Source organism: Anabaena sp. CCY 9613 (genome assembly GCF_963920895.1).
Classification (GTDB): Bacteria; Cyanobacteriota; Cyanobacteriia; order Cyanobacteriales; family Nostocaceae; genus Cyanocohniella.
Window position 1 is genome coordinate 1 of record NZ_CAWUDE010000012.1, and the last position, 13,047, is coordinate 13,047.

Sequence of the window (13,047 nt, forward strand, 5' to 3'; positions counted from 1 at the left end):
CAGGTTGCTAAGTTGACCAATTTCCGGTGGCAGACTGCTCAGTTGATTAAAGCCGAGGTGGAGCGATCGCAGGTTGCTAAGTTGACCAATTTCCGGTGGCAGACTGCTCAGTTGATTAAAGCCGAGGTGGAGCGATCGCAGGTTGCTAAGTTGACCAATTTCCGGTGGCAGACTGCTCAGTCTACTATCGCTGAGGTCGAGCGATCGCAGGTTGGTGAGTTGACCAATTTCCGGTGGCAGAGTTGTTAAACCTTTGCCAGAAAGTTTTAATTCTGTCACCTGATCTCTGAGTTTTAATTCTGTCACCTGATCTCTGACGGCTTTTCTAATGATTTGCAGTAGCAGCAGTTCTTCGTGATTCATTGGGAGTTGTTATACAGGTATGTCGATGAGTTACTGCTTAGACACGCAGTAGAGAAATTTAGCTAATTAATAATGTAACTTGTATCAATACTAAGTGCTTAGTAAAAAAGTTAAGGCTTGCTATCAGTGCAAGGTGTAATTTTAGTCCAGTTAATAAACTGGCCAGATTATTTATACCAGTAAAACTATTAATGAATAGAATCACATTAAAGCACTTAATTTTAGGTAAAAAAATATGCAAACAATTAATCCAGCAAAAGACAGTGCAGCGTGGATTATTCAAACATGGGCTGCTTTTTTATTCTCTATATCGATGACCACTTTCGGTATTGTCAACTTACCTGTTGATAACTGGGTCAAAGGATTCATGGGTATGGGTTTGGCATTTTCTATTGGCTCAAGTTTTACATTGGCAAAAACCACTAGAGACTTACATGAAACCAAAAGATTAACCGCGAGGATTGATGAAGCGAAAGTAGAAAAATTGCTTTCCCAGCATGATCCACTCAATTTCAAATGAGAAACAAAAACAATAAAGGACTGGTAATACCAGTCCCCTACTTTGTATATTGAACTTTTTTATTAAAGGGATTTTTTGCTTTTTAACTTGCGTTTTTTACGTCGCCGTTCAGCAGCAGCTACAGCTTGTTCTACAGGGTAACCCACCACAGGGATGACCTGATATTTGCGCTCTTCTTCTAACTTTTTCAGTTCAGTGTAATCAACCCAATGGATGCAATCAACTGGACAAGTATCAATCGCTTCTTGGATTAGTTCTTCTCCATCTCCATCTTGGCGAATCACACGCGATCGCCCATAATCTGGTTCAATGTAGAAGGTATTACGCGCAACGTGAGCGCAGTGTAAACAGCCAATACAGGTGATTTCGTCAACGTAAACACCCTTTTGACGCACCACACCGCCTAATTCCGGTTCTAAACCAGAGCGTTCTGGGTCGTCTCGTAAAAAACCACCTAACTCTGGTTCTAAACCGGAACGATTGTCGTCTGCTTGTTCATCCGGCGACGGCAGAAAATCAGCCATTACGCACTCCAGCGTTGTACTACCAGGCGAATCGAACCATCTTGATTGTTTTGTTGTTCAGCTACTTGAAAACCGACACGTGCAGTTTCTTTGACAACTGTTTGGTAAGCATAGCGCTGTGTTACTTGGCGTAAGAACCCGTCTACAGACAAACCTTGTTGCCAATATTGCAAATCAGCTACCAACTCATATTCCTTGCCATTCCATCTAAAACCGATGTCATAGCCGTTTTCCTGTTCAATAGTTACTTCCGCAGGATGAGTTTGACCGCGATAGCCGCGTACTTCCCTGGGGCCTGGTTTCCAGTCTATGCCCAACTCAGTCAGAGCATCTTTTAAAGAGTCAAGGTTACGGATTTGAGTCTTAATTTGGCTAAAGTGTGACATGGCGGTTGTTAGTAAATGACGCTAAACTTTTGAGAAAACTTACCAATCGCTGTAGGTGGCTTGCGTATTTGCCACAGCAGACTGCTGCTGCACCTGAGCAGCAAAAAATTCCGAGGTTGGCTCATGACTAAGTACTTGTCCCAGCTGTGCCTCTATTGCTGCTGTAACCTCAGCGCAAGAATTACCCACAATGCCAGTGACTTTCTCTTGTACCCGACCGTCTGGATAAATTATGAACTCTAATGTCTCCATGCTTTTGGCCAACCACGATAGTACGCTTGAATTGTACTGCCTTAGCAGCAGGCTACGTATATAGCCTTCGGAACATTGTTACTTAGATATAAAATTGCCATTTGTTAACTAATGTTGCATCTCTCGAAATATATATCTCAGAATCTTTACAAAATTTATTAATATTATAAGCACACACGTCAGTTATTAGTTAGTTTCTCTTAACCTCATCGATTAGTCAAGTTGATGATTAATTGGGCAAAGTAAGTATTAAAATCCCGAAAAACCAGCGCTAGCAGCAGTATAGCTAGCTATGTGATTTACAAAAATATACGTTTTATTGAAAAAATTTATCATTATTATTGAACTTATACTATTCTTGCCATAGCTAGATTCAATGCTGGGTAGTGTCCCCCCAGAGGATTATTTTATTGATTTTATTGATGCGATCGCCTGAGGAAGATGAATTAAATATCATGCAAATCTAATTTTTGACCTCACCCAGTTTGATTTTAACTGGTAGTGGACTGATAAGTCTAACATGGTTGTGATAGATATAACTCTTGTAATGCGGGCATCTTGCCTGCACCGGACGAGCGAGACGCCCATGCTACAAGATAAATTTAATGCCACATTTTAGCCTTGACACGCCAGGAGGGTGCTTTATGGACTTTACCTAACGCACCGAAAATATTGATAATGCCTTGCGCTGGGCGACAACCCACCCTACAAATAATTTACATTCCTTCATGTACATTATTGAATTTTTCTCACCAATTTACTTAGTTACAACAGGGTTTTCTGGAAGCAAAAAGATAAATAATCTAAATAAATTTAAAAATATGAAAAACTTGCTTAATTTTATACCCTCTAAAGTTACTGCTTTTTTATGAAAATTCTTTGCAATACTTAACTTTTTTCTAATTAAAAAAAATAAATATAGATTAAAAATAATAACTAACATAATAATTTATGAAGTTTATTAGGCTAGATTAAGAGTATGCTTAATCGTTGAAGCCTAGTTCAAAGTTTGGATAAATAGGTACAAAAAACTAAATAATTATTAATTATTTGTCATGTGTTTAAGTGCTAATAGCTAATGATTAAAAGTTTATTTGTACCAGACTTAGGAACTAGGTTATTGAGCCAGGCGTTGGAAACTTCAACTGAGCCAAGTAATAAGAGCAAACACCAAAGCAACCTTAACCACAAGAAGTAACAATGATTGAAAAAATTTTGCTAGCGGTTTCTGGCTTGGGACATGCAGAAGAAATGCTCAAAACCTTAAAAGAAATGCCATCTATCCAATCTGCAAAAGTGACAGTTTTGCATGTTGTCTCTGCCCAAAGTACTGCGGCGGCTATGACAGATAAATGGGAAGAAGGTGGCAAAATCCTGGCTAATGCTATTCAGTCTCTGAATTTAGATCCCAGTCAGGTTTCTTCCATTTTGCGGCAAGGTGACCCCAAAGACGTAGTTTGTCAAGTAGCAGATGAAATAGATGCTGACTTAATTATTATGGGTTCACGTGGACTTAAGCGTCTACAATCAATTTTATCTAACTCAGTTAGTCAGTATGTTTTCCAACTGTCTTCTCGTCCCATGCTGCTGGTAAAAGACGACATTTATGTCAAGAGAATTAAGCGTGTAATGGTGGCGATGGATAATTCTGATTCTGCAAAACACTGCTTAAGTTTAGCTTTGTTCTTGTTAAGAGATATTCCAGGTGGCCAGTTAATTTTGACTAATGTAACTACAGATTTGCGTGGTAAAACATCTGAAGTTACGGAAATTGTCCCCGACAAAAGTTCAGCGTTGGGATCTGCGGTTGCGGAAGCACAAAAGTATGGTGTCCAAACACGTTGTTTTACCAGTAGCGGTAAACCAGGTGAAGAAATCTGCCGTTTAGCAGAAGAATTAAATACAGACTTATTATTACTCGGATCTCCAGACCGTCGGCCATCGGTGGCTAAGAGTTTTGTTGATATAGACAGACTCATAGGCGCTTCTTTGTCTGACTATGTTCGAGTTAATGCTACTTGTCCGGTTTTGTTGGCGCGGACAGTAGCTTAACATCACAATCAGTTTTGCGGTTGGTCAACAAAAAACCCCTGCACCAATGGTGTTGGGGTTTTTCATATTATGCACAAATGTCAAGAATCTTTTCCACCTTCACGGCTAGCAGTTTGGATGTAAAGAACTATTAAAAACACTGCGGGAACTAATACGAACAGAATGCTCGCTACGAACCCTAGGTCATTCACTTGCATAGCAAGAAAGCCTCTCTTTAATTTTAGTTTCCAGTCAACAACTTTAGAATAGCATTATCGATGCCTGTGTTCATCCAATTTTTTTTACTTTCTTAGCTAGGGCTTTGTGACTACGCTAACTGGCCCATTGACTAAGGTTTGACAAGCTAGGCGATAATTATCGGGCTTTTTCTGAAATTTGCGGTTTTCTACATCTGTACGCGGGGAAAGATTTTCCATTCCTTCAACTATTTCGACAATACAAGTACCACATTGACCATTGCCATTACAATTGGTCATCTTGCCGATGAATTTATATATATCAATGTCATTTTGCATGGCCTTGAGTCGAAGATTAGCCCCATCCGCCGCAATTACTTCTTTATCTTCTTTGACAAATTTGATGTTACCCATAGCAGATTGATTCCTCTTTGACTTTAGATGTGGCTGGAAAGGCGGATTTGTGGATAGGTTCTATACTCATCCTACTGAACTTATGGTAGGTTATTACAAAATATTAAGAAATATCAAGTTTTAAAAAATAATTCTCAAAAAATAGGACAGGTAAAATACCTGCCCTAGTAATTGATCATGAATTAACTTATCTAAATCCAACTGCTGCTTGCCATACAAAAGCTAGCAACAAAAAGAAGACAGGAATAATTGGGAGAACATCTACCAAGGGGTCGAATATTTGATAAGCTTCAGGCAATTTGGCTAACAACAATGCTGCTTCCATGTTCTTTTAAATCCACCGATCCAACACAGTATTCATAATTGAGATGTATCTTAACATGGTTTGGGTATTGGGAATTGGAGATTGAATACTGGGTATTTAATCTTTTGGGATTGAAAAATTCTTTCCCCTAGTCCCCAGTCCCTTTTTCTGGTGAGTTGAGCCAGTGGCCAAATTTTTCAGCAAAGGAATCACTTAATATTGCTTCACGAATCTTTTGGGTAAAACGAATTAGTTCGGTAATGTTGTGAATACTCAATAATGTGTAGGCTAAAATTTCCTGCGATCGCACTAAATGAGATATGTAAGCACGGCTAAAATTTTGACAAGCATAACAAGGGCAAGTTTCATCTAATGGGGTAAAATCTTCACGAAACTTAGCATTCTTTAAATTCCAGCGTTCACCTTGGACAATTGCCGTACCATGTCGCGCCCAACGGGTAGGAATCACGCAATCAAATAAATCTATACCAGAGGCGATGGCAATGGCCATTTCTCGATAAGTTCCCACACCCATCAAATAACGTGGTTTGTCGGGTGGTAATAGAGGTGCTGTAGTTCGCACAATTTCCGCCATGAGTTCTGGCGGTTCCCCCACACTCACACCACCAATGGCATATCCTGGTAAATCCAATTTAGCTAAAGCTTGGGCGGCTTGGGCGCGTAAATCTAGGTACACGCCTCCTTGAACAATACCAAACAAAGCCTGATCGCTACGTTGATGAAAGGTAATGCAGCGTTCTAGCCAGCGGTAAGTTCTCTCAGTGGCTGCTTCTACATCTTGGCGGCTAGCTGGGTAGGGGGGACATTCATCAAACGCCATAATTACATCTGCCCCTAAAGTATTTTGAATCTCAATGGAGCGTTCTGGCGTTAAGTGAATAACTTGTCCATCATGGGGTGAGCGAAAAGTTACACCATCTTCCGTAATTTTTCGCATTTCGCTTAAGCTGAAAACTTGAAACCCACCAGAGTCAGTGAGCATTGGCCCATTCCAGCCCATAAATTTGTGTAACCCACCGCCGCCAGCCACAATAGCTTCCCCTGGCTGCAAGTGGAGATGATAGGTATTAGATAAGACCATCTGGGCCCCAGTGGCTTTAAGTTGGTCTGGGGTGATAGTTTTGACGTTGGCTAGTGTCCCCACAGGCATAAATCTTGGGGTTTCCACGGGGCCGTGAGGGGTGTAAAAGACCCCAGCCCTGGCTTTTGTCTGGCTACATCGAGCTAGGGATTGAAAAGAAAAGTTGGCACTCAAGGTAAGATTAACGGTATTTAGCTAGATTATAAGCAATACTTGCGTTCATTTTCTCAAACGCCTTCAGGCTGGCAACTTGAGATTAATTATTGACATTTCTTGGTTTTGGCAACAACCAAAGTAATACTATGCCAGAAATAATCCCACCAAACCAACCACCTAAAACATTAGTTAATATCCACCAACTAGACTTAGGAACAAATGGCCGCAGTACCAACCATTGCCCGAAACCAACAATTAATCCGTGTACAGCAGCAAAATGTATCCAGTTATTTAACCCCACCAAGTAAAAAGGAATTATAAAAGCTAAAGTAGTTACTAATATCCACGACCAAGCCGGAAAGGACACCTGTCGGCGCAGTACAAACCATTGCTTGACTCCCACAGCTAATCCCCAAAAACAAACAGCCGCCAAATTACCTGCGATAAGCCCGAAGGGCATAGCTACGCTTATCGCAACAACATTAAAACCCAAAAAAAAGCCCCCAGCGTAACCAAAAACATTGGCTAACAACCACTGAGCATAAAAGCCCAATTGCATTTTGGGGAGTTGAATTGATGTCAGTGGTTTGATAGTAGGAATTAATTTCTTTGGTAGCAGAGAAACGGCTGAACTATGCCGGGGTGCAATAAAAGACGATAATTCATATGGTGTGGCTTGAAGCTGACTCGAATGAAGCAGCGGTTTGTATGTTTGAGTCCTTGAATATTGCTTGAGTACGAAAGGATCAGCCAAAGCTTGCACCGCCGTTAAAGCTTCTGCGGCTGATTTGTATCGCTGGCGAAAGTCGTAGCGCACCATTTTATCTAAAACATCTGCCAACTGTGGATTTACAGGTGCTAGATCACGCCAAATCATCTCCGCGCTGTGGGCATCTTCTGGGATATCTTCAGGCATTAATCCTGTCAAAGCTTGAATGCCAATCATGCCTACAGCATAAATATCGCTGCTGAATCTGGGACTACCTCGACTTTGTTCGCTAGGCATGTAACCTGGTGTGCCAATACTGACAGTAATTCTTGTTTGTCCTTGAGGACTCACCAACTGAGTGCTAATTTGTTTAACTGCCCCAAAATCGATGAGAACGATTTGTCCATCACTGTGGCGGCGAATTAAGTTAGGGGGCTTAATATCTCGGTGAATGACATTATTTTTATGGACAAAGACTAAAGGTTGGAGGATATGCTGCAAGAGGTTAATCACATAACCTTCATTCCAATGTTTACCTGGTGTCAGTTCGCGGCTTAAAGGATGCCCGGCAATAAATTGCTGAACTAAATAAAATTCCTGATTTTCTTCAAAATGAGCTAGTAGTTGCGGTATTTGATCGTGGTTCCCTAATGTGTGTAGTAACCGGGATTCAGTATCAAATAACCGTCTAGCTAACCGCAGAGTCCCAGGGTCAGTTGATTGTGGCTTGAGTTGTTTAACAACACAAGTCGTATTGTAAAGTTTGGTGTCTTCAGCTATGTATGTTTGACTAAAACCACCAGTACCTAAAGCTTGAATAATGTTATAGCGTCCGTCTAGTAAATGACCCAACATAAGGGCGATCGCCTAGCAAGTTAACAGATGTATTGTAGCTTCCTAGCGATATATTCGGTATCTGGGTGTGGGGATAGGAAGATGGGGAAAGGATATTTCTGACTAATTCTCTAACCCCTAGCCTCTAGCCCCTAGCCCTTAACTACTAAACACCTCCATCGATACACGACCGAAGGAAAGCCGCTCATTTTGCACATCGACAACGATAGTATCACCGTCATTGAATTCACCGCGTAAGATGGCTTTGGCGATTTGCGTTTCTAGTTCTCGCTGAATTGCTCGCTTTAATGGACGCGCACCATATACAGGGTCATATCCTACTTCTGCCAAAAAGTCAAGAGCAGCATCAGAGAGTTTGAGGGACATCTTGCGATCGCTTAATCTGCCTCTGAGTCTCTCTACTTGTAACAGTACAATTTGCCGCAGTTCTTTTTTGTCTAAGCCGTGGAAGATGATAATTTCGTCAATGCGGTTAAGAAACTCTGGACGGAAGCTATTTCGCATTGCTTCCATGACTCGGCGGCGCATTTCGTCGTAATGGTTGGCTTCTCCGGCGACATCGAGAATGTACTGTGAACCGATGTTACTGGTCATGATAATAATGGCGTTTTTGAAGTCCACTGTATGACCTTGGGCATCGGTGACGCGACCGTCATCAAGAATTTGCAGAAAGATATTAAATACGTCGGGATGTGCTTTTTCGATTTCATCGAACAGAATAACTGCATAGGGACGACGACGAATGGCTTCGGTTAATTGTCCACCTTCTTCATAACCCACGTATCCGGGAGGCGCGCCGATTAATCTAGAAACTGCGTGTTTCTCCATATATTCAGACATATCAATTCGCACCAAAGCTTCCTCAGTGTCGAACATATACGCCGCCAGTGCTTTGGCTAACTCGGTTTTACCTACACCTGTGGGCCCCAAGAAAATAAAGCTAGCAGTGGGACGATTGGGGTCAGCTAATCCCGCACGCGATCGCTGAATTGCATCGGCTACAGCTGTCACGGCTTCGGCTTGTCCAATGACGCGATTATGTAGCTCATCTTCTAAATGCAGCAGTTTTTCTTTCTCTGATTCCACCAACTTACTGATGGGAATCCCTGTCCACTTAGAAATGATTTCGGCAATGTCAGCTTCTGTGACTTCCTCACGTAATAAAGATTTGCCAGTTTTTTGGGCATTGGCTAATTCGCTTTCGGCGGTTTCCAATTGGCGATGCAAACTAGTTAATTTGCCATATTTCAACTCAGCCGCGCGGTTGAGGTCGTAGTTTCTTTCTGATTGCTGAATTTCTAAGTTAACCCGGTCAATTTCTTCTTTGATGGACTGAATTTTATTGATGATATCTTTTTCCGACTGCCATTGAGCATTGAGAGTTCTTTGTTCTTCCTTGAGGTCAGCCAGTTCTTTTTCAATTCTTTCTAAACGTTCTCGAGAAGCTGCATCAGTTTCTTTTTGCAAAGATAGCTTCTCCATTTCCAATTGCAAAATCTTACGGTCGATTTCGTCTAGTTCTTCTGGTTTGGAGGTAATCTCCATTTTCAGTCTGGCGGCGGCTTCGTCTACCAAGTCAATGGCTTTATCTGGTAAGAAGCGATCGCTGATATATCTACTAGATAATGTAGCGGCTGCAACTAAAGAACTATCAGAAATTTTCACCCCGTGGTGGACTTCATAGCGTTCTTTCAACCCGCGCAGAATAGAAATTGTATCTTCTACACTGGGCTGGTCTACATATACTTGCTGGAAGCGTCTTTCTAGTGCCGCGTCTTTTTCTATATACTTGCGATATTCATCTAAAGTTGTCGCCCCAATACACCGCAATTCGCCCCGCGCCAACATGGGTTTTAATAAATTGCCGGCATCCATCGCCCCTTGGGTAGCACCAGCACCAACTACGGTATGAATCTCATCAATAAATAAAACTATACTACCGCCGGATTCTGTAACTTCTTTTAATACTGCTTTGAGACGTTCTTCAAATTCACCCCGGAATTTTGCCCCGGCGATTAAAGCACCCATATCTAGGGCGATTAACTTGCGGTCTTTCAGGGATTGGGGCACATCACCAGCGATAATGCGTTGTGCTAGTCCTTCGGCGATAGCAGTTTTACCAACACCTGGTTCTCCAATTAAAACAGGGTTATTTTTGGTACGGCGCGAGAGAATTTGAATGGTGCGACGAATTTCATCATCTCGCCCAATGACTGGATCTAGTTGACCTTGACGTGCGGCTTCTGTGAGATCACGCCCATATTTTTCCAGTGATTGGTATTTGCCTTCTGGATTTTGGTCGGTCACTTTTTGACTCCCACGAATTTGCTTAATAATATTTTTGAGCTTGCCTTCGTCTAAACCAAATTCTTGGAATAAACTTTTACCAAAACGGTCATCTTTGGCATAACCCAGCAACAAATGTTCAATGGAGATATATTCGTCTTTGAATTCCTTACGATATGCCTCTGACCGATCTAACAGTGTATCTAAGCTGCGTCCCAAGTAGACAGACGTGCTGCTACCAGATACTTTCGGTTGACGACGGAAAAATTGATCAGTGCGATCGCGGACTTTTTGCAAATCTACACCCGCTTTTGTCAAAATACTGCTAGCCAGACCTTCTTGTTCCAGCAGCGCTTTCATCAGGTGTTCGCTTTCGATTTGCTGTTGTTGATATTGTTTAGCAATATCTGGGGTATGGGCGATCGCTTCCCAGGCTTTTTCGGTAAATTGGTTAGGATTAGTGGGTTGCATAGGCTGTTCGAGAAACCACTCCAAATATGAGGCGCACAGAGAACAAGAGTCAATTTTGTTTTGATATGGTTATTGTAAGAAGAGGGGCATACCTACCTGGATCGGTCTTCACGTCTTTATAGAGTAGTATTATCGCCCGTTTTTGTAGAGTGTGGGCAGGCAGAGGGTGGGTTGGCAACACCATGTAACAATATTTCTAGCTTTATCGGCATCAAAATTATGGGCAAGGACTTGAGGCACATTTTCTCGTTTCCATTGTGCCCCGGAAATCTTTGTTCGACGGTCAACCTGTTTAACGGCAGATTCAACCGAACCAGAACCAAAAAAAAGGTAGACCTTTCAGTCTACCCTAAAGAGAATATTCCGTTGCTAATTAACCCAATAATTGTTTAGCCTTAGCTAATACATTATCAACGCTAAAGCCAAATTTCTCCAGACAAACACCGCCAGGAGCCGAAGCACCAAAGCGATCAATACTAACAGTATCTCCTTCCATGCCCACGTACTTATGCCAGCCGAAGCTAGAAGCAGCTTCTACAGACAAACGCTTGGTGACAGCTTTCGGCAGAACCGACTCTTTATAAGCTGCATCCTGTGCGTCAAACAAGTCAGTTGAAGGCATTGAGACAACACGGACTTTCTTACCTTCTGTTGTCAGTTTTTCGGCTGCGGTAACGCAGAGGCTCAATTCAGAACCAGTACCAATCAGAATTAGCTCTGGTGTACCTTGGCAATCTACCACTGTGTATCCACCCTTGGCCACATGCTCAACCGATGTACCTGCTAAGTTGGGAACAGCCTGACGGGTGAACGCCAACAGAGTAGGAGCATTTTGCTTGGCGTGTTCAATTGCGACTTTGTAAGCACCAGAGCATTCGTTACCGTCTGCGGGGCGAATTACAGTCAAGTTAGGAATAGCACGCAAGGAAGCTAAAGTTTCTATGGGTTGGTGTGTGGGGCCATCTTCACCTTGTCCAATGGAGTCGTGAGTCATTACCCAAATGACTCCAGCTTGGGACAAAGCCGATAAGCGGATAGCTGCCCGCATATAATCTGTGAAGATCAAGAAGGTCGCACCGTAGGGAATTAATCCCGAACCATGCAGCGCTATACCATTACAGATTGCGCCCATACCGTGTTCCCGGACACCGAAGTGGATGTTGGGGTTTTGGTATTGTCCTTTTTGGAAGTCCCCCTTACCCTTGATTTCAGTTAAGTTGGAATGGGTCAAGTCAGCTGAACCACCAATTAACTCAGGTAAACCTGCTGCCAATTTATTGAGACAGTTTTCCGAGTGTTTGCGGGTAGGCAATCCTTTGTCTTCGGCGGTGTAGGTAGGTAGTACTTTATCCCAACCGTCTGGTAGTTTGCTGCTCAGGTAACGTTCAAATTCAGCCGCTTCTTGGGGATATTTGGCTTTGTAGTCGGCAAATGTCTTGTTCCAGTCAGCTTCGTAACCTGCGCCACGTTCTACTGCTTTGCGTGCATGATTGAGAGCATCTTGAGGAACTACGAAAGGCTCGTGTTCCCAACCCAAATTTTTCCGGGTTAATGCTATTTCGTCTCCACCCAAGGCAGCACCATGAACACCAGCAGTGTTGGCTTTGTTGGGAGAACCATAACCGATGGTAGTTGTAACCTTAATCATGGTCGGCTTGTCGGTTACAGCTTTAGCTGCTTCAATTGCCTTGGCAATGCCATCTAAATCGGTATTACCATCTTTGACATGTAAAACATGCCAGCCATAAGCTTCAAAACGCTTGGACACATCTTCGGTGAAGGCTACATCTGTAGAACCATCGATAGAGATGTGGTTGTCGTCATACAGAGCAATCAGTTTGCCTAATCCCAAGTGACCCGCGAAAGAAGCAGCTTCGCCGGAAATGCCTTCCATGTTGCAACCATCACCTAGAATTACGTAGGTGTAATGGTCAACAATTTTGGCATCAGGTTTATTGAATTTAGCAGCTAGATGGGCTTCTGCTATCGCTAAACCGACTCCATTGGCAATTCCTTGACCCAAGGGGCCAGTCGTAACTTCCACGCCTGCGGTCATGAAGTTTTCGGGGTGTCCGGGGGTTCTAGATTCCCACTGACGGAATTGCTGAATATCTTCAATGGTGACGCTATCGTAGCCTGTCAGGTACAGTAAAGCGTACTGCAACATCGAGCCATGACCAGCAGACAAGACAAAGCGATCGCGGTTGAACCAACTGGGATTTTTGGGATTAAATCGCATAAAGCGATCCCATAGGACGAAAGCCATAGGAGCCGCGCCCATCGGCAGCCCTGGGTGTCCCGATTTTGCTTTTTCTACGGCATCAATAGCCAAAAAGCGAATTGAATTAATACAAAGTTCTTCGAGGGATTGGGTTGCAACAGCCATAATCTCTTGTTCTTAACGACGGGTTAGCACTCTTGGAGCTTCTCTTCTCACTGGGTTTATTTTAAACAGTTAACAGTTAACGGTTATCAGT

General features: G+C 42.7%; 13 protein-coding genes and 1 pseudogene. 2 read left to right on the forward strand and 12 right to left on the reverse strand.

Features of this window, described 5'->3' with window-relative positions; all coding sequences use genetic code 11:
• Nucleotides 1-363, reverse strand: a 363-nt coding sequence (locus ACM0OT_RS15050) for a leucine-rich repeat domain-containing protein (protein WP_414565164.1), incomplete at its 3' end; no start/stop codon positions are given.
• Nucleotides 364-598: 235 nt separating this feature from the next.
• Here ACM0OT_RS15050 and ACM0OT_RS15055 point away from each other — a divergent pair.
• On the forward strand, nt 599-883 hold the full coding sequence (locus ACM0OT_RS15055; protein ID WP_414545433.1) for a YiaA/YiaB family inner membrane protein: 285 nt from the start codon (nt 599-601) through the stop codon (nt 881-883).
• Between the two features lie 62 nt (nt 884-945).
• Here ACM0OT_RS15055 and ACM0OT_RS15060 read toward each other — a convergent pair whose 3' ends face one another.
• Genes ACM0OT_RS15060 through ACM0OT_RS15070 form a run of 3 tightly spaced genes read right to left on the reverse strand, consistent with a single transcriptional unit; the run spans nt 946 to nt 2,045 of the window.
• The gene (locus tag ACM0OT_RS15060; RefSeq protein WP_414545434.1) at nt 946-1,407 is read right to left on the reverse strand and encodes a ferredoxin; all 462 of its coding nucleotides are present in this window, start codon (nt 1,405-1,407) and stop codon (nt 946-948) included.
• On the reverse strand, nt 1,407-1,793 hold the full coding sequence (locus ACM0OT_RS15065; RefSeq protein ID WP_414565165.1) for a DUF1257 domain-containing protein: 387 nt from the start codon (nt 1,791-1,793) through the stop codon (nt 1,407-1,409). The genes ACM0OT_RS15060 and ACM0OT_RS15065 overlap by 1 nt, the downstream gene beginning before the upstream one ends.
• Nucleotides 1,794-1,832: 39 nt before the next feature.
• On the reverse strand, nt 1,833-2,045 hold the full coding sequence (locus ACM0OT_RS15070; protein ID WP_414545436.1) for a DUF2997 domain-containing protein: 213 nt from the start codon (nt 2,043-2,045) through the stop codon (nt 1,833-1,835).
• A gap of 1,200 nt (nt 2,046-3,245) precedes the next feature.
• On the opposite strand from ACM0OT_RS15070, the gene ACM0OT_RS15075 reads away from it, so the two are divergent.
• A complete protein-coding gene (locus ACM0OT_RS15075; RefSeq protein WP_414565166.1) occupies nt 3,246-4,097 on the forward strand; it encodes a universal stress protein in 852 nt (283 codons plus the stop codon).
• Between the two features lie 80 nt (nt 4,098-4,177).
• On the opposite strand, the gene psbM is transcribed toward ACM0OT_RS15075, so the two are convergent.
• The 8 genes and pseudogenes from psbM to tkt all read right to left on the reverse strand — a co-directional run bounded on the left by psbM (nt 4,178) and on the right by tkt (nt 12,956).
• Nucleotides 4,178-4,294 (reverse strand): photosystem II reaction center protein PsbM, encoded by a 117-nt coding sequence (gene psbM, locus ACM0OT_RS15080; protein ID WP_280653519.1) that lies wholly within the window; start codon nt 4,292-4,294, stop codon nt 4,178-4,180.
• Nucleotides 4,295-4,390: 96 nt separating this feature from the next.
• A complete protein-coding gene (locus tag ACM0OT_RS15085; protein WP_414545439.1) occupies nt 4,391-4,687 on the reverse strand; it encodes a 2Fe-2S iron-sulfur cluster-binding protein in 297 nt (98 codons plus the stop codon).
• Between the two features lie 187 nt (nt 4,688-4,874).
• A complete protein-coding gene (locus ACM0OT_RS15090) occupies nt 4,875-5,012 on the reverse strand; it encodes a photosystem II reaction center protein K (protein WP_010995059.1) in 138 nt (45 codons plus the stop codon).
• Between the two features lie 127 nt (nt 5,013-5,139).
• Nucleotides 5,140-6,267 carry a tRNA guanosine(34) transglycosylase Tgt gene (gene tgt, locus ACM0OT_RS15095; protein WP_414565167.1) on the reverse strand — a complete coding sequence of 376 codons (1,128 nt, stop codon included), beginning with the start codon at nt 6,265-6,267 and terminating at the stop codon, nt 5,140-5,142.
• 82 nt (nt 6,268-6,349) lie between these two features.
• Entirely contained in the window at nt 6,350-7,813 is a 1,464-nt protein-coding gene (locus ACM0OT_RS15100) for a protein kinase domain-containing protein (RefSeq protein ID WP_414565168.1), read from the reverse strand.
• A 138-nt stretch (nt 7,814-7,951) separates the two neighbouring features.
• A complete protein-coding gene (gene clpB / locus ACM0OT_RS15105) occupies nt 7,952-10,570 on the reverse strand; it encodes an ATP-dependent chaperone ClpB (protein WP_414565169.1) in 2,619 nt (872 codons plus the stop codon).
• Between the two features lie 129 nt (nt 10,571-10,699).
• Nucleotides 10,700-10,891: pseudogene (locus ACM0OT_RS15110) on the reverse strand (hypothetical protein); the annotation flags it as partial.
• A 52-nt stretch (nt 10,892-10,943) separates the two neighbouring features.
• Complete coding sequence (gene tkt, locus ACM0OT_RS15115; protein ID WP_414565171.1) at nt 10,944-12,956, reverse strand: transketolase; 2,013 nt, start codon at nt 12,954-12,956, stop codon at nt 10,944-10,946.
• Nucleotides 12,957-13,047: the final 91 nt, after the last annotated feature.